Here is a 15,647-nt window from a genome sequence, read left to right as displayed (position 1 = left end):
GACGAAGGTTCAGTCGATCATCTCGGCCTTGGTCGCGGCCTGGTTCGGCCTGTCCTGGTCGCGCCAGAACCAGACGGTCACGACGCCGGAGCGGCCGCGGACCTGCGTGAGCAGGGGGCCCGACAGAACGCCGTCGGGACCGCTCTGAAAGTCGGCCGCATCCAGCAGCGTATCGCTGAGCGCGAGCCGCGCGCCGTTCTGGGCGGCGACCTCCATCAACCGGCTCGCCACGTTGACGGTGTCGCCTGTCGCCGTGATGTGCTGATGACTTTCGCCGAGGCGGGAGGCGACGATCGGGCCGAAATGCGCGCCGATCTTGAAGCCGAGCTGATTCCTGATCGCGGGCGGCAACGATGCGATCCAGCGTTCAACGCCGCGGTGCAGGTCGATCGCGCATTTCAGCGCGCGTGCGGCGTCGTCGGGCATTGCGCCGGGCAGGCCGAACAGGATCATGGCGCCGTCGCCGAGAAAGCCGCTGATCATGCCGCCGCAATCGATCGCGGTCTTCTCGATCAGCGCGTGAAACGCCTTTAGAATGTCCTGGAGCTCGCTTGGATCAATCCGCTCGCTCAACGCCGTGAAGCTGGAGAGATCGATGAAGACCATTGCTGCGTCCTGCCGGACGGGTGTCGACAGGAAATTCGGATCGCGCGCCAACCACTCCTGCACGGCCGGCGCCTGGAATTGCGCGAGCGACCGGCTCTTGGCTGCGAAATATTGCGTGCGGCGGCCTCCCGCCCACAATTGCACGCCGGCAAAGACCGCAACCGGCGGCACTGCTGCGGCGAGCGTGGTCGCGGCGTTCAGCCAGGCGCCGTGCGTGAACGCGAACAGATTGAAGCCGGCCCAGGCGATCATCACCGCGGCCGCGGTGACGATGCCAAGCGCGCTGCGCCGCCAGGCGAGCAGGCCTACCAGCAGCATCGGCAACAGGATCGCGATGAGCGCGTCGGCGATGTGGACCTTGCGGTCGCGCACGATGCTGTCGCCGGCGACGAGATGGGTGATCGCGGTGGAGACCACTTCGACGCCGGGCATCAGGGAATCGAACGGCGTTGGGTAGAAATCACCGCCGCCGGCGACCGAGGCCCCGATCACGACGATCCGGTTCTCGATCGCCGCGCGACTTAACGTGCCGTCGAAGATGCTCTGTGCGCTGACGGTGCGGATGGTCCGGCGCGGGCCGTAATAGGTGATCGGCAGCGCGAAATCGGTATCGGTCGGCACCGCGCGGTCGCCGAGCATCAGATGGTCCGGCGCGATCGTCAGAGACCTGTCGAGCGCGCGCGCCGCGACCCGCAACGGAAAGGACAGCTCGACCTTGTCGCTGGTCCGGAACAGCATCGGCACCGAGAGCGGCGAGCCTGATTGTCCGGTCGCAACGTTAACGACGCCGACCTCGGCATGATCGGCGAACGCCGGCAGAGGCAGCAGGAAGCGCTCGGCCTGCGGCAGGGCGGCGAGGGGGCCTTGGCCGCTGGTCTCCACGGTCTCGCTGGCGGACGGGAAGATCGCCGCGGCGGCAAGGACGATGGGACCCGTCGCCAGCGTATTTGCCAGCGTGGCGTCGCCGATCGCAGCGCTGCGGTCGACCAGCAGCAGGTCGATCGCGACGACCTTCGGCTTGAACTGCACGATGGTGTCCACGACGCGGGCGAGATCGGCGCGCGGCAGCGGATAGCTGCCGCCGCGCTTCACGACGGTGTCGTCGATCGCGACGATGGTGACGAGATCGGGCGGAACCCGCACGCCGCGGACCTGCGTCCGCCAATCCGTCAGCGTCGCCTCGAGGCGATCGAGAAAGCGCAGATGACCGTTGGCATGGCCGGCATAGATGCTCACGCCCCACAGCGCGGTGAGGACGAGTGCCACGAGGATCTGAACGCGTCGGCTACTCATGTGGTCGTGTTGCAATTCTCTCTATCGTCCAAATGCTGTTGGCCGAGCCCCGGTGACCCGAACTTATCGGCCTAGTCTATTGACCTAGTCTTGTCATCAACGCGTCGACGCGCGGCTGACCCCATGTCTTCACCGTCAACGGGCCTGTCGCTTCCACGTCGACGCCTTCGCCGCGGCCTAGTACCACGCCGCGCCCGCCGCTCCTGCGGCTCACGCCGACACGACCGTCAGCCACGAAGACGGAGGTCTTGGCCTCTGCGACATCGACCGCCCATTTCGTGCCGCGCACCGCGGCGATCGCTTGCGGCGTCAGCACCTTGAAGGGATTGCCGCCGGGCTTCTTGGGCACCTCGACCAGCAGCGCTTTGCTGCTCAACTCCACCGAGTCTATATGTCCGTCGCGGTTGGCGTCCTTAAGTTCAAATCTGGCGCCGTTTTCCGCAACGATGGTGATGCCGTTATCGCAGCGCCAGGTCTGCGTACCGGCAGCGGATGGCGATGCCGTGCAGCCAACATTGGCAGCGGGCTGGGCAATCGCATGTCCGGTCAACAGAAGCGACCCCGCCAGAGCGAAAAACCCCGCGCGCGCGAACTCTCTCATGCCAGCCTCCGTTTGCGTGCCAGGCACAGTTCAAGGCGATGTTGATACGGTACCGTATCACACGCAGAGGCTGCTGAAAAGTGCCGACATCGCAGCTATTTTCTCGGCGCGGGCTTTGCCAGACCGGCTCGATCAACTTTCGGTCAGGGCGCCGTGCCGTGCGAGGGCCCTGTGCGATGCGTAAGCGGCGTGCCACGAGACGTGGAAGCGGGCTATTGCACACCAGCCTCGCGCAATGATTCCCCGTTAACGTCCGGGTATTGAAGACCACGAAAACGACTTGGTTGGTGCGTCTAGAGAGGCGGCCAAAGACGTTCGCCGACCGCAGCGATCCGGCCGAGAATTATAGTTAACAGACGCGCCTAAGTCCGTAGTCCTGCGGGCTTTTTCCCAAAATGGGACGACCCGAACGGGTTGCCCCACATCCGCCCGAACTTAATCCGCATTTAACTAAAAGTGGCCTTAATGACGCTCCGACCCTCTGCGAGATGCTGTTCCCGGATCGTGACCAGCGGCGCTTCGAAGGGGGACTGAGTGACACCGTTCTGGACGCAAGGCGAATGAGTACGAGTATCGCTGCGCAAGGCATCGCGGCACGAAAGTCCAAAGGATTCTCGAGCACTTCTTATCGGAAGCCTTCCCGGAAAATGACCACGCAAAACGTGCTTGGCGCCGCCGCGATCGGCTGCGTCGTGCTTGGCGCCGGCTGGACCATCTACAGCAACATCTTTGCCGCCAGCGTCTATCCGACGGTCGGCAGCAGCGGCTACGACGAGCCCGTGATCAAGCGCGCGCCCAGGGTCGCGCTGCGCGAGGCCGGTGAGGCCGTCAAGGAAGCCTTTGCGCTCTTGCCCGACCGGTTGCAGGTGGCAGCGCCGATCTCACGCGAGATGTTCAACGATCGCTTTGCCGCGGCTGCGACCCAAGGCGTGACATCGAATGCGGCGAGCGCCGCGCCCGCAGCCAAGATCGCGGAAGCCAAGGACGCGCCGAAGCCGAGCGTGATCGCGAGGGTCGCGGAGGTCCTGAAGCCAAGTCCCGCCAAGATCGCTGACGCTGCGAAGTCCAAGCGCGGCGCCGACGCGCCGGTGCAGCTTGCCTCGGCAGATCCGGCCGAGATCGTGCCGGCGCCTGAGGCGAAGCCAAAATCGATCGCCGATCGCGCCAAGGCTGCAGTGATGTCGATCACCGGGCCGCGTCAGTCGATGGTGGAAAAGCTCTGGGGCAAGCGCGAGCCCTCCGGCGGACTGCTCGCCTATGCCTCGGCCGACGCCAGCGTGACCGCTTCCATCGCGCCGAAGGAGCAGAATCCCATGCTCGGCGGTTCGGCGCCCTACGACCGCTCCACCGCGGTTTACGACATCAGCGCGAAGACGGTGTATCTGCCTGACGGCACCAAGCTCGAGGCACATTCCGGCCTCGGCTCCAATCTCGACGATCCCCGTTCCTCGCGCATCCGCATGCGTGGCGTGACGCCGCCGCACATCTACGACCTGAAGCCGCGCGAAGCGCTGTTCCACGGCGTTCCGGCGCTGCGCCTGACCCCGATTGGCGGTGAGAGCGCGATCTACGGCCGCGACGGCCTGCTCGCGCACACCTTCATGCTCGGGCCCAATGGCGATTCCAACGGCTGCGTGTCCTTCAAGGATTATTACGCGTTCCTCGACGCCTACCGCAACAAGGGCATCCGCAAACTCGCGGTGCTGGCGCGGGTGGAGTGAGGCGCAATGCGCCTCACCGCTTTTTGCACGATCAGCGCTTGACGAAGACCAGGCCGCAGGCGCGCGCCTCGTTGCGCTTGCCGGTGCCTCGGGTGCGATCGAACTGCGCATCGACCGTAAAGGCGTAGGGCGAGCCGGGCGCGAGATTGTTGAGGGTATAGGTGCTCGCCCCCGTCGTTCCGCGCGCGCTCAAAGTGGTCTTGCCGTCCGCGGGGATCTGGCCATCGATCTCCAGGCGATTGACGGCGCCCTGGCTCTGAGCGTCAGCGTGAAACACGCCGTTCGCAACCGTGGCAGACAGAGCCCGGGTGAAGCCCTGCGCCTTGCCGGTAGGCGGGCAGTTCAACGTCACGTCCCAATTGCCGTCGAAGTCCTTCGCGGTACGGGCGTTGCCGGTTGCCGGCGCGAGCGCCACCTTCTGCTTCAGGCCCTCGATCCGAGCTTTGGCGAGCGTGGCGAAGATGCAATTCGGAAATCTCGCGAGGTGATCCTCGAAAGCACCGAGCGTGCCGATGCCGTCCGCGGCCTTCCAGTGCGCTTCTGCGGCGGCGCAAGGATCAGGCCGAGGTGCGGCTTGCGGCGCGGCCGGGGCCACCGTGACCGACACCGGCCCGTTCAGATAGAACTTGCCGATGATCGACAGCGACAGCTCCGGGAGCTGGGTCCTGCCACTGGAATCGTAGACGTCGCTGCTGATGTCGCGAAAGACTTCGCCGATCTCCTGCGGCTCCTCGATGTGCTTCAGGAACGCCGTCGTGTAGGGGCTGTTGCGGCCGCTGCCATCGGCCGCGGTCTGCCCGGACTGGGTTGAGAACGACACGATCGTGCCGCGCGGTGCTTCGACTTTCGATAGGCCTCGACCGATCGAGGCGCCGCGCGTCATGCCGGCGGAGCGTTTCAAGGATTCGGCCAGCGGATTGTCGCGACAGGAATCGAGGATGAGGATGCGCAGGTTCTTGGCCTGCTGCAGATCGTTCACGATGTCGTCGACCCGCACGAAGCGCTTCAGGTCGGCTTCGTCGCTCAGCACGGCGTCGACAGGCATCAGATAGTTCACGCCGTTGTACTGCATCGCATGGCCGCTGTAGTAGAACATGGCGACGTCGGCTTTGCTCGCGGCGCGCGCGAAGCGGATGGTGAGGTCCTGCATGTCGGCCTGGCGCAGGTCGATGCCCTGGAGCACCTCGAAGCCGCTGCGCTTGAGCGAGGCGGCGACGTCTTCGGCATCGTGCGACGGATTGAGAAGCTTCGCCGTACTGGCATAGGCGCCGTTGCCGATCACCAGCGCGACCCGCGTTTCCGCCGATGCAGGCTCGGGGCATAGCCACCACGCGAAGAGGGCGACGCAAAGTTTGGCGAGGCAAAAACTGGAAAGAGCACGCATGAATGCCTTCCAAGGAAATGTCGAAAAATATCCCTCCAGATTAGCGCATGCCGCGCCGACATCAATGCCCTGCCGGAGACAACGCTCAGGTTTCGCGGCCGTGACATCCTGTCACGCCGGGCTCGCCGCCATCGTCTTGCGCACCGCCATTTCGGTCGCAATCGCATCCCGCACGGTGGGCCGGGCCTGCATGCGCGCGAGATAGGCCGATAACGATGGCCATTGCGCGATGTCGACGCCTGCGGGACGGAGCAGCAGCAAAGCCCAGGTGAGGTGGGCATCTGCCACGGTGAAGCTGTTGCCGACGAGGAATTCGCGGTCCGCCAGATGCGTGGCAGGGATCGATAAGCTCTGCGCTATCCTTGTACGCGGCTTGGCAAGCGAGGCGTCGTCCTTGTACCAGAAGGTCGGAAACAGGAACGCCTTGTGGATCTCGGCCCCGATGAAGCTGAGCCATTCCTGGAGCCGATAGCGATCGGGATCTCCGAACGCGGGTGCAAGCCCCGCCTGCGGCTTCAGATCGGCGATGTATTGCAGCACCGCGGCGCATTCGGTCAGCCGCTCGCCATTCTCCAGCACCAGGACCGGCACCGCGCCCTTTGGGGAAACGCCGAGGAAGTCGCTGCCGTCGTCCACGACCTGCTTGGTCTGGAGATGGACCGGATGATAGCGGGCATCGAGGCTCGCTTCCATCAGCGCGATGCGGCTCGCAAGCGAGCAGGCCATCGGGGAAAAATAGAGTTGCAGCATCGCCCACGCTCCTTCAGGTCAGCGCCTCGGTTTGCGCGATGATCGCAAACCGGTCCGACAATTCGGCCAGGGCGACCTCGTGAATGGTCTTCGCGGAGAGCGCTCCGCCGCGGCCATCGGGAAGATCGCGTGTCGCACAGGCATCGGCTGCGATCGTCGTGCGCAGGCCGAGGTCGAGCGCGGCGCGGGCCGTCGAGCTGACGCACATATGGGTCATGAAACCGGCCAGCACGATGTTCGTGCGTCCGGTTGCGGCCAGCCGGACCTGCAGGTCGGTGCCGGCAAAAGCGTTCGGCAGCGCCTTTTCGATCACGGCTTCGCTGGCGAGCGGCGCCACGTTCTTGACGATCGCGCCGCGCGCGGCCTCGCGGTCGAACAGGCTGCCGGCACGTCCCTTGTGCGCGATATGGAAGATCGCAGCGCCGCTCGCCCTCGCGCGGGCGAGCAGGCGCGCGGCGGCGGCGATCGCGGGCTCCGCATCCGGCAAGGCGAGCGGGCCGGCGCAATATTCGTTCTGGATGTCGATCAGCACGAGGCAGGAATCGCCGAGCCCGGGCGGAGTGAGATCGGCGCCGGACAATTCAAGCAGGGTTTTAGGGGCGGTCATGCGGGTCGGGCCTTCCTGGGGAATATCGGATGGCGCGACAGTAGCGCGGTGGCGGCCTGCTAATGTGCAGGACTATTGCAGCATGTGGCTGCAAATTTGCAGGATTCGGTCGTGCCTGCTAGGTTCATCGCCATGAACTGGGACGATCTGCGCATCATCGCCGCGGTGAGGGACGAAGGCACCTATGCCGGCGCCAGCGCGCGGCTGCGCATCGACGAGACCACTGTCGGACGCAGACTCGCACGCATCCAGCGCGATCTCGGGGTGCCGCTGTTCGATGCGGTGGACGGTCAGCGCCGGCCGACGCGGAGTTGCGAGGCGGTGCTGGCGCATGTCGAGGCGATGGCCGCACATGCCGCCGAGATCGGTCGCGTCGGCGAGAGTCTGGCAGGTCCGGTGGGACGCCTGCGTATCGCTTCCACCAACACGGTCGCCGAGGAGGTTCTGTCGCCGCGGGCGAGCGACTTCCTGCGCACCAATCCCGGCCTGACATTGCAATTCCTCACCTCGAGCGAGAACGTCAAGTTCTCGCGCTGGGAAGCCGATCTCGCCATCCGGCTGCGCAAGCCCGACAAGGGCGACTTCGCGATCTCCAGGCTCGGTGACGTCAAGCTCTATTATTTCGAGCCTGTTACGACGGAGGGCGAGCCGATGCTGTGCGCCTATCCCGACGAGCTCGGTGCCATTCCCGAGATGCAATTCCTGCGCGCGAAGAAAGCCCGCGCGCGCTGCGTCACCGACAATGTTCGGGTCATCCGTAACCTGATCCGCGCGCATCAGGCCGCGGGCGTGTTACCGGAGCACGTCTGCGCGGACTTGCTCGGCGATCGCCGCCTGCGCGCCACGCTGCTGCCTGGCCGCCGCGACGTCTGGCTGCTGGTGCAGAACCACCTCAAGCGGGATCCGGCGACGCGGCTCACCATCGAATGGATCCGCCGTTGCTTCAGCGATCTCGCGCGCGGCTGATTGCGGCGTGAACGCGATCCGTGCGCGGCGCGACCAAGTTATGGGATTGCGCGCGCGCAAAGGTTGCGTAATCTCGCAACGAGCACGGGCTTGATCGGGGCAGGCGCATGAGCACTCTTCAGGAAACCATCCACCCGCAGGCCAAAGTGCGGGAATGGAAGGCGATCGTCGTCCTGATCCTCCTGACTCCGGTGCTGTGGTCGCCGCCGTTCCTGTTTCGCATCTTCCTGTTTCAGCCGTTCAACATCCCGTCCGGCTCGATGACGCCGACGCTGGTGGTCGGCGATTACGTCTTTGCCGCAAAATATGCCTATGGCTATGGCCGCTATTCGTTTCCCTTCGCGCCGTCATGGATCTCCGGGCGTTTCCGGGCCGCTGAGCCCGAGTATGGCGACGTCGTCGTGTTCCGGACGCCGAAGGACACCTCGGTCGACTATGTCAAGCGCGTGGTCGGGCTGCCCGGTGATCGCATCCAGATGCGGCAGGGCCAGCTCGTCCTCAACGACCGCCCGGTGACGCGCGTCGCTCTGAAGCAGGTATTCGCCGGCTCCAGCTGCGGCGTGGACGCCGCTGCGAAGGCCAAGCGCTGGCGCGAGACGCTGCCGAACGGCGCCTCCTACGTCACGCAGGACTGCGTCGACAACGGCTACTACGACAACACCGACGTCTACACCGTGCCGCCAGGCCATTTTTTCGTGCTCGGCGACAATCGCGACAACTCGAGCGACAGCCGCGTGATGTCGTCGATCGGATTCGTGCCGATGGACAATCTGGTCGGCAAGGTGACGCGGATATTCTGGTCGCTCGACCAAGAGGGCGAGCCGCACATGGAGCGACTGGGGAAGGTGTGGTGAGGCCGCTCCGCCATTCCCGGGGCAGTGCGCGGCGCCTGCATGAATTGAGTTCGTAGCCTGGATGGAGCGCAGCGTAATCCAGGAGACTGCTCGCGCCGGATACGGTGCCCCGGATTGCGCTCCGCTCCTTCCAGGCTACGGACTATGATCGCGGGGCGCGTGAAGCGATCCTCCAAAAACAAAACCCCGGCATCGCTGCCGGGGTTTCGCATTTTGTCGTTTGCCGGAATGGCTGGATCAGAAATCCATGCCGCCCATGCCGCCGCCCGGGGGCATCGCCGGACCGGCGCCGCCCTTCTTGGGCAGCTCGGCGACCATGGCTTCCGTGGTGATCAAGAGAGCCGCAACCGAGGCTGCGTTCTGGATCGCGGTACGGACCACCTTGGTCGGGTCGATGATGCCCTTCTTGACGAGGTCGACATATTCGCCGGTCTGGGAGTCGAAGCCGTAGGCGTACGACTTGTTCTCGAGGACCTTGCCGACGATCACGGAGCCGTCTTCACCGGCATTGATCGCGATCTGGCGAGCGGGCGCGGAGAGCGCCTTGCGCACGATCTCGACGCCGGTCTTCTGGTCGTCGTTCTTGGTGCGCAGGCCCTTGAGCTGCTCGGAGGCACGGAGCAGGGCGACGCCGCCGCCCGGGACGATGCCTTCCTCGACCGCGGCGCGGGTCGCATGCATCGCGTCATCAACGCGATCCTTGCGCTCCTTCACCTCGACCTCGGTCGCGCCGCCGACGCGGATCACTGCGACGCCGCCAGCGAGCTTGGCAAGACGCTCCTGGAGCTTCTCACGGTCGTAGTCCGAGGTGGTTTCCTCGATCTGCGCCTTGATCTGAGCCACGCGCGCTTCGATGTCGGCCTTCTTGCCGGCGCCGTTGACGATCGTGGTGTTCTCCTTGTCGATCATCACCTTCTTGGCGCGACCGAGCATGTTGAGCGTGACGTTCTCGAGCTTGATGCCGAGATCTTCCGAGATCGCCTGGCCGCCGGTCAGGATCGCGATGTCCTGCAGCATGGCCTTGCGGCGATCGCCGAAGCCCGGAGCCTTGACGGCCGCAACCTTGAGGCCGCCACGGAGACGGTTCACGACCAGGGTCGCAAGCGCTTCGCCTTCGACGTCCTCGGCGACGATGACCAGCGGCTTACCGGTCTGCACCACGGCCTCGAGCAGCGGCAGCAGCTCGTTCAGCGAGGAGAGCTTCTTCTCGTTGATGAGGATGTAGGCGTCGTCCATCTCAACGCGCATCTTGTCGGCGTTGGTGACGAAGTAGGGCGAGATGTAGCCGCGGTCGAACTGCATGCCCTCGACGACGTCGAGCTCGGTCTCGAGCGACTTGGCTTCCTCGACGGTGATGACACCCTCGTTGCCGACCTTCTTCATGGCGTCGGCGAGGAACTTGCCGATCTCCGCGTCACCGTTGGCCGAGATGGTGCCGACCTGGGCGATCTCGTCGTTCGAGGTAACCTTCTTGGAGTTCTTGACGAGGTCCGCAACGACGGCTTCGACCGCGAGGTCGATACCGCGCTTCAGGTCCATCGGGTTCATGCCGGCGGCAACCGACTTGGCGCCTTCGCGCACGATCGCCTGGGCCAGCACAGTGGCGGTGGTGGTGCCGTCGCCGGCCGCGTCAGCGGACTTCGAAGCGACTTCGCGCACCATCTGCGCGCCCATGTTCTCGAACTTGTCCTCGAGCTCGATCTCCTTGGCGACGGTGACGCCGTCCTTGGTGATGCGGGGAGCGCCGAACGACTTGTCGAGCACGACGTTGCGGCCCTTCGGACCGAGCGTGACCTTCACCGCATTGGCGAGAATGTCGACGCCGCGGAGCATCTTGTCGCGCGCATCAACGGAGAATTTAACTTCTTTTGCTGCCATCTGGATTTTTTCCTTAGGTGTTTAGCTGGATAAGAGAGGGGCTCTTAGGCCGCCTTCTTCTTGGAAGCGGGGACGTCGAGGACGCCCATGATGTCGCTTTCCTTCATGATCAGCAGATCGATGTTGTCGATCTTGACCTCAGTGCCGGACCACTTGCCGAACAGCACGCGGTCGCCGACCTTCAGGTCGATCGGGATCAGCTTGCCTGCTTCGTCGCGGCCACCCGGGCCCACGGCGACGATCTCGCCCTGCGAGGGCTTTTCCTTGGCCGTGTCGGGAATGATGATGCCGCCAGCGGTCTTCTCTTCTGCGTCGATGCGCTTGACCACGACGCGGTCGTGAAGCGGACGGAATTTCATGCAGTTCTCCTAAGCTTTTGCACGAGTTGGGAATTTGGGGTTGTTAGCAGTCTGCGCCCGCGAGTGCTAGCACGGGCACAGCTGAGATAAGGCAGGATTTTGGCGGGAGCAAGGGCTTGTAGCAGAAAAATAGCACTCGGAAGCGCCGCCTGCCAAAATCTCTTCCCATCGTTAATCGCGCCGGCGCCCGTATTAGCACGGAGCCGCATCTGCTGCTAACGCATTGAATTTCAACAGCTTGTTAAACTTTTGGGCTTGAGATGGATTGTCAGTTTGCGTCACATTTCACTCATGTGAGCGCATCTCCGCCGGGTGGCTCGTAGGGCGCGTACCGGAAAGCCATCCCTTGAATATGCGCTCCTGCAAAGGAGGTTGGCATGGTCTCGCGAGTTGGGGTTGTTTCCGACGACTTCCGGAAACAGGTGCTGGGTTACGGGCTGACGACGGCCGAAATTCTCTACCGGATGCCGGATCATCGCTCGCTGCTCCAGACCTATGTCTGGCAGAACTACGACATGTTTCCGAAATTTCCCGCGCTGACGGATTTCCTGGCGTTCTGGCAGAAGAAGCTCGACGGGCCGCTATTCTCGGTCACCGTCGCGCATTCCAAGCTGATCAAGCCGGCCGAGCTGCGCGCGGTGGACGGCGTGTTCCGGCTGCATTGAAGGCGGAGCTGTGGGGTGGGTTAGCGTCAGCGTAACCCACCATGCTTCAACGGTTGCGGAAAGAAGAGGTGGGTTACGTTCGCGCTGACCCACCCCACGATTTCGCTTCTGTGCTAGCCTCTCCCCATAACAACAGGGGAGGCCGCTCATGGCCAAGAAAGCAAAATCGCGTAGCGCATCGCAGGCGGCGGTGAAGAAGCAAAGCGGGGCCAAACCCGCAGCACGATCCACGGCGCGCAAGGCGGTGAAGGCAAAAGCCCCCACGACAACGGCCAAGTCATCCGTCAAGAAAACCGCGCGGCCCAAGCAGCGCATCGCGATCAGCCATCACCGCGAGGAAGATTTCAAGGCCGACGGCCTGCGCACCTACGCGAAGTATCGCGATCTCGGCATCGCCGCCGCGAGCCACGGCCTCGCGCAAGCGCACGTGATCCGGCTGCAAGGCCCCTGCAATCCGGACGAGGTGTCGAAGCTGCACTTCCACGACGTCGAATTCCAGATGGTCTACGTGCTCAAGGGCTGGGTGAAGACCTATATGGACGGAGAGGGCGAGACGCTGATGAAAGAAGGCAGCGCCTGGACCCAGCCGCCGAAGATCAAGCACATGATCCTCGACTATTCGGACGACGTCGAACTGCTGGAGGTGATCCTGCCGGCGGAGTTCAGGACGGTGGAGTTGAAGGCGTAGGCGACGCGCAGATCAGCCGCCGTCGTTGCAATAGCGTTTCCACATCGCGCGATAGGCATCGTCCACCGCTTGCGCGTATGAGACGGGGTTGCCGGCGGCGGCAGCCTTGATTTGTCCGGGCAGTTCGCCGCGCAACTTATCGAGCTCGCCGATCTGCGACCCACGGCTCGCTGCGATTTCGACATACGCCTCATCGCTATCCGCGACCCAGTCCGGCAGGCCCAGCGCGGCAAGGATGGAGGCGGCAGCACGGCTCGGCAGGCTATGACCGAGCTTCGCCACCACCGGCACGCCCATCTGCAAGGCTTCCCAAGTGCTGACGCCGCCATTCTGCGGGAATGGGTCGAGACCAATATCGACCCGATTGAACGTTGCCAGATGTTCGTCGCGCGACGTGGCTCCGAGCAGATCGACGCGTTCGGCCGGCAATCGGCAAGCGGCAAACCGCGCCAGCAGGTTGTCGCGGACCAGCTGAGCGTCCAGCGCGGTATCCTTGATCAGCAGTCGCGAACCCGGCACCCGCTCGAGAATCCTGGACCAGACTTCCACTGCCTCGTTCGAAATCTTGCTGATGCGGTTGAAGACACCGAACGTGACGAAGCCGTTCGCAATCGCCGGCGTCGGCGCCCGCGCAATCCCCGCCGGCAGCGGCGCCAGCGTCACAAAGCACGGCAGGTCAACGATGGTCTCCGCAAACAGATGCCGAACCGCGACAGGAATCGCGACCGGGTCTGAGAATAGATAATCGATCGTCGGCAGCCCGGTGCCGGTACCGTGGCCCCAGCCATGCGCCTGAACAGGTGCGGGCTTGCGCGCAAACACACCGAGGCGGTTTCCGCTGGTATGGCCGGACAGATCGATCAGGATATCGACGCCATCGGCGCGGATCTGAGCGGCGAGACGATCGTCGGACCATTGCGAGGCGTCGCGCCAGCGATCGGCGATCCCCTGAAATTCGCGGGTCGTCGCATCCGCTTTCGCTGAACACGCGTAGCACACGATCTCGAACTGTGCCCGATCATGGTGCTGCAAGACCGGCTTGAAAACGAACGCCGCCGAATGTGCGTGAAAATCCGACGAGACATAACCCAGCACCAGACGGCGATCCGGATCGCGGCTGTTATCATGCGGTCCCGCCGCTGCTGAGGCGATCTTCGCACCGATCTGCTCCCACCATACATGTCGCGCTTGCTGATGCTGCGCAACGCTGGCGTCGGCCACAAAATCGAGGGTGAATATCTTGCTGGAGATCGTGCTCTGATCAGGCTCGATGTCGAGAGCTCTGTCGAAACTGGCGAGGGCTTCGTCAACCCGGCCAAGTGCCGCGAGACATTGGCCGAGCAGGCTGTGGGCCTGAGAGAAGCCGGGATCGGTCGCGAGAGCCATCTCGCAATCGGCCAATGCTTCAGCAACTTGCCGGGTCAGGAGCAGGATGCTGGCCCGCCGGAGCCACCCATTCGCGTCATCGGGTGCCAGGGCGATTGCTCGATTGCAATCCGCCATGGCTTCGTCAAATCGCTGAAGTTCCCGCAATGCAACGGCGCGGGTCGACAGCGCCGAGGCATAGTCAGGCTTGATCGATAGCGCGCGGTTTAAGCTTGCGATAGCCTCGTCATAGGCGCGCAGACGGCAGAGCGCCCAACCCCGGTCGTTATGGGCTTCGGAAAGTTTTCCGTCGATTGCGAGCGCCTTGTCGTAGCTCTCGAGCGCTTCCTGGTAAAGTTCAAGGGCCGCGCTCGCGTTCCCGAGATTGGACAGGGCTAAGGCGTAGTTGGGTCGGAAGGCGAGGGCCTTTCGATAGCTCTCGCGGGCCTCATTGTGACGTTTGAGCCCGTTGAGCGCGACGCCCAGGCTCATATGAGCTTCGGCAGATCGCGGATCCACGGCAACCGCTCGGCTCAGCAGAACTTGCGCTTGCTGATAGTTTTTGGCTTCAGACTCCAAGACGCCCAGCAAATGAAGCGCGATGAATTGGTTGGGCGCGAGCTCCAGGAGTTCGCGATAGGCCGCCTTGGCCTCGCGGAGAAGTCCCGCTTTGTGCAGCTGGAGGGCGCGCGCGAGCAACGGCGTCACCTCGGCTTTTTGCCGTTTCTGAAGCCGGGCATTTTGAAATGCCCGCTGGCCTGCGCTGTTGCTCATGAATCAATTCCACCCGAATCTCCTGAAGAGATTAACATGGAAGGATTGTCCGGATTGCGCTGCGCTCTATCGGAGCTGCGACGGCACCAGCCTCACACAAGCTTCACGCCGGATCGACCCACTACCGCTTGAGATAGCCCAATTCCGCGCTCATGACCTTGCGAGCATATTCGCTGAAGGCATCAATCAACCGGGCGCGCGCGGCATAAGGCGGATAGAGCAATGCGATCGTAACGGGGACAGCCGGGTTGAAGGGGCGCGTGACCAGAGCCGCGCCAGAGCTTTCGTCATGCGCGGCAATCGGGTTGATAATGCTGATGCCGAGGCCCGCCGCGACCAGGGCACAGACCGACGCGCCCAGATCGGTCTCCGCAACAATGCGGCGCGCGACGCCCGCCTGCGCGAAGATCGTATCGATGCGATCGTATAGTGGGCTCCCCGTGGCGAAGGAAATGAAGGCCTCGTCGGCGAAATCGGCGGGACGCAACGTCTTCTTCTGCGCAAGACGATGCGCCTTCGGCATGATCGCGACGCAACGGGTCTTGAGCACCGGCTCGACATGCACCCCGGCAACCTCGCCGTAGAGCATCGCCAATCCGGTGTCGCAAAGCCCGGAACTGACCCAGTCGTGCACGGCGCTCGCCGTGCCGGATCGGATCGAGATCATCACATGCGGATAGTCCACCTTGAAGCGTGCCGCGATGCGCGTCAGCAGGCCGCCGGCCAGGCGCGGCATCGCCGCAACGCTTAACCGACCCATACCGAACGAGCGGATGCTGGCTGCGCTGGCCTCCAGTCCTGCCAAGGCGATGAAAGTCTTCTCGACCTCCTGGAAAAAGCGCGATCCGTCCACCGTCGGGCGGAGGCGGCCGCCACTGCGGTCGAACAGCGGGAATTGTGTGATCGCTTCCAGCTGTCCGATCAAGCGGCTGATCTGGGGTTGCGAGGTATGCATGCGCTGAGCCGCCTGCGTCATCGATCCCGTCACGAAGACCGCCCGAAAAGCCTCCACATGCTTCAGGCCCATGCGTCTGGTGGCCATATCAAATCCGTATAGGAGAGTATGAAACTGGAATTTCATCAGATCGGGCTTTTCGACGATAGTCCAGAGCATGAAGCCGTTCGTACGGAGCTGT

Annotated in this window: 14 protein-coding genes; 5 read left to right on the top strand and 9 right to left on the bottom strand. The window is 63.8% G+C overall.

What is annotated here, in order from left to right; all coding sequences use genetic code 11:
• Positions 1-9: 9 nt before the first annotated feature.
• Together AC0L3A_RS30515 and AC0L3A_RS30510 are read right to left on the bottom strand one after the other, a co-directional pair.
• Positions 10-1,899 (bottom strand): CHASE2 domain-containing protein, encoded by a 1,890-nt coding sequence (locus AC0L3A_RS30515; protein WP_219684949.1) that lies wholly within the window; start codon positions 1,897-1,899, stop codon positions 10-12.
• A 76-nt stretch (positions 1,900-1,975) separates the two neighbouring features.
• Positions 1,976-2,500 (bottom strand): FecR domain-containing protein, encoded by a 525-nt coding sequence (locus tag AC0L3A_RS30510; protein ID WP_219684950.1) that lies wholly within the window; start codon positions 2,498-2,500, stop codon positions 1,976-1,978.
• 647 nt (positions 2,501-3,147) lie between these two features.
• On the opposite strand from AC0L3A_RS30510, the gene AC0L3A_RS30505 reads away from it, so the two are divergent.
• Positions 3,148-4,221, top strand: a complete 1,074-nt coding sequence (locus tag AC0L3A_RS30505; protein WP_219684951.1) for a DUF2778 domain-containing protein — start codon at positions 3,148-3,150, stop codon at positions 4,219-4,221.
• A gap of 31 nt (positions 4,222-4,252) precedes the next feature.
• Here AC0L3A_RS30505 and AC0L3A_RS30500 read toward each other — a convergent pair whose 3' ends face one another.
• The 3 genes from AC0L3A_RS30500 to AC0L3A_RS30490 form a co-directional block, all read right to left on the bottom strand.
• Positions 4,253-5,605, bottom strand: a complete 1,353-nt coding sequence (locus AC0L3A_RS30500; RefSeq protein WP_219684952.1) for a caspase family protein — start codon at positions 5,603-5,605, stop codon at positions 4,253-4,255.
• A gap of 111 nt (positions 5,606-5,716) precedes the next feature.
• On the bottom strand, positions 5,717-6,355 hold the full coding sequence (locus tag AC0L3A_RS30495; RefSeq protein WP_219684953.1) for a glutathione binding-like protein: 639 nt from the start codon (positions 6,353-6,355) through the stop codon (positions 5,717-5,719).
• A 13-nt stretch (positions 6,356-6,368) separates the two neighbouring features.
• Positions 6,369-6,962: a cysteine hydrolase family protein gene (locus AC0L3A_RS30490; RefSeq protein ID WP_219684954.1), complete on the bottom strand. Its 594-nt coding sequence runs from the start codon at positions 6,960-6,962 to the stop codon at positions 6,369-6,371.
• A gap of 132 nt (positions 6,963-7,094) precedes the next feature.
• Here AC0L3A_RS30490 and AC0L3A_RS30485 point away from each other — a divergent pair, with 132 nt between their 5' ends.
• Both AC0L3A_RS30485 and lepB read left to right on the top strand, forming a co-directional pair.
• Positions 7,095-7,928 (top strand): LysR family transcriptional regulator, encoded by an 834-nt coding sequence (locus AC0L3A_RS30485; protein ID WP_035995675.1) that lies wholly within the window; start codon positions 7,095-7,097, stop codon positions 7,926-7,928.
• A 107-nt stretch (positions 7,929-8,035) separates the two neighbouring features.
• Positions 8,036-8,782 carry a signal peptidase I gene (lepB, locus tag AC0L3A_RS30480; RefSeq protein ID WP_219684955.1) on the top strand — a complete coding sequence of 249 codons (747 nt, stop codon included), beginning with the start codon at positions 8,036-8,038 and terminating at the stop codon, positions 8,780-8,782.
• A 237-nt stretch (positions 8,783-9,019) separates the two neighbouring features.
• Here lepB and groL read toward each other — a convergent pair whose 3' ends face one another.
• Together groL and AC0L3A_RS30470 are read right to left on the bottom strand one after the other, a co-directional pair.
• Entirely contained in the window at positions 9,020-10,660 is a 1,641-nt protein-coding gene (groL, locus tag AC0L3A_RS30475) for a chaperonin GroEL (RefSeq protein WP_007602475.1), read from the bottom strand.
• 44 nt (positions 10,661-10,704) lie between these two features.
• On the bottom strand, positions 10,705-11,019 hold the full coding sequence (locus tag AC0L3A_RS30470; protein WP_007602476.1) for a co-chaperone GroES: 315 nt from the start codon (positions 11,017-11,019) through the stop codon (positions 10,705-10,707).
• 377 nt (positions 11,020-11,396) lie between these two features.
• Here AC0L3A_RS30470 and AC0L3A_RS30465 point away from each other — a divergent pair, with 377 nt between their 5' ends.
• Together AC0L3A_RS30465 and AC0L3A_RS30460 are read left to right on the top strand one after the other, a co-directional pair.
• Positions 11,397-11,684 carry an usg protein gene (locus AC0L3A_RS30465; RefSeq protein ID WP_007602477.1) on the top strand — a complete coding sequence of 96 codons (288 nt, stop codon included), beginning with the start codon at positions 11,397-11,399 and terminating at the stop codon, positions 11,682-11,684.
• 148 nt (positions 11,685-11,832) lie between these two features.
• Entirely contained in the window at positions 11,833-12,372 is a 540-nt protein-coding gene (locus tag AC0L3A_RS30460; protein ID WP_007602478.1) for a cupin domain-containing protein, read from the top strand.
• A 12-nt stretch (positions 12,373-12,384) separates the two neighbouring features.
• Here the strand turns inward: AC0L3A_RS30460 and AC0L3A_RS30455 are convergent, their stop codons facing one another.
• Both AC0L3A_RS30455 and AC0L3A_RS30450 read right to left on the bottom strand, forming a co-directional pair.
• Positions 12,385-14,511, bottom strand: a complete 2,127-nt coding sequence (locus AC0L3A_RS30455) for an O-linked N-acetylglucosamine transferase, SPINDLY family protein (protein WP_473255745.1) — start codon at positions 14,509-14,511, stop codon at positions 12,385-12,387.
• Positions 14,512-14,632: 121 nt separating this feature from the next.
• Positions 14,633-15,592 carry a LysR substrate-binding domain-containing protein gene (locus AC0L3A_RS30450; protein ID WP_473255744.1) on the bottom strand — a complete coding sequence of 320 codons (960 nt, stop codon included), beginning with the start codon at positions 15,590-15,592 and terminating at the stop codon, positions 14,633-14,635.
• Positions 15,593-15,647: the final 55 nt, after the last annotated feature.

The organism is Bradyrhizobium sp. MI1.3 (assembly GCF_055811695.1).
Note: the sequence above shows the minus strand (reverse complement) of the source record. Positions and strands in the feature narration are given on the sequence as shown.

What these genes read in the sequence shown, in the direction of transcription:
- groL (WP_007602475.1), bottom strand. Translation starts at nt 10,660, where the DNA reads ATGGCAGCAAAAGAAGTTAAATTCTCCGTTGATGCGCGCGACAAGATG.
- AC0L3A_RS30485 (WP_035995675.1), top strand. Translation starts at nt 7,095, where the DNA reads ATGAACTGGGACGATCTGCGCATCATCGCCGCGGTGAGGGACGAAGGC.
- AC0L3A_RS30510 (WP_219684950.1), bottom strand. Translation starts at nt 2,500, where the DNA reads ATGAGAGAGTTCGCGCGCGCGGGGTTTTTCGCTCTGGCGGGGTCGCTT.
- AC0L3A_RS30500 (WP_219684952.1), bottom strand. Translation starts at nt 5,605, where the DNA reads ATGCGTGCTCTTTCCAGTTTTTGCCTCGCCAAACTTTGCGTCGCCCTC.
- AC0L3A_RS30465 (WP_007602477.1), top strand. Translation starts at nt 11,397, where the DNA reads ATGGTCTCGCGAGTTGGGGTTGTTTCCGACGACTTCCGGAAACAGGTG.
- lepB (WP_219684955.1), top strand. Translation starts at nt 8,036, where the DNA reads ATGAGCACTCTTCAGGAAACCATCCACCCGCAGGCCAAAGTGCGGGAA.
- AC0L3A_RS30470 (WP_007602476.1), bottom strand. Translation starts at nt 11,019, where the DNA reads ATGAAATTCCGTCCGCTTCACGACCGCGTCGTGGTCAAGCGCATCGAC.
- AC0L3A_RS30505 (WP_219684951.1), top strand. Translation starts at nt 3,148, where the DNA reads ATGACCACGCAAAACGTGCTTGGCGCCGCCGCGATCGGCTGCGTCGTG.
- AC0L3A_RS30450 (WP_473255744.1), bottom strand. Translation starts at nt 15,592, where the DNA reads ATGAAATTCCAGTTTCATACTCTCCTATACGGATTTGATATGGCCACC.
- AC0L3A_RS30460 (WP_007602478.1), top strand. Translation starts at nt 11,833, where the DNA reads ATGGCCAAGAAAGCAAAATCGCGTAGCGCATCGCAGGCGGCGGTGAAG.
- AC0L3A_RS30490 (WP_219684954.1), bottom strand. Translation starts at nt 6,962, where the DNA reads ATGACCGCCCCTAAAACCCTGCTTGAATTGTCCGGCGCCGATCTCACT.
- AC0L3A_RS30455 (WP_473255745.1), bottom strand. Translation starts at nt 14,511, where the DNA reads ATGAGCAACAGCGCAGGCCAGCGGGCATTTCAAAATGCCCGGCTTCAG.
- AC0L3A_RS30495 (WP_219684953.1), bottom strand. Translation starts at nt 6,355, where the DNA reads ATGCTGCAACTCTATTTTTCCCCGATGGCCTGCTCGCTTGCGAGCCGC.
- AC0L3A_RS30515 (WP_219684949.1), bottom strand. Translation starts at nt 1,899, where the DNA reads ATGAGTAGCCGACGCGTTCAGATCCTCGTGGCACTCGTCCTCACCGCG.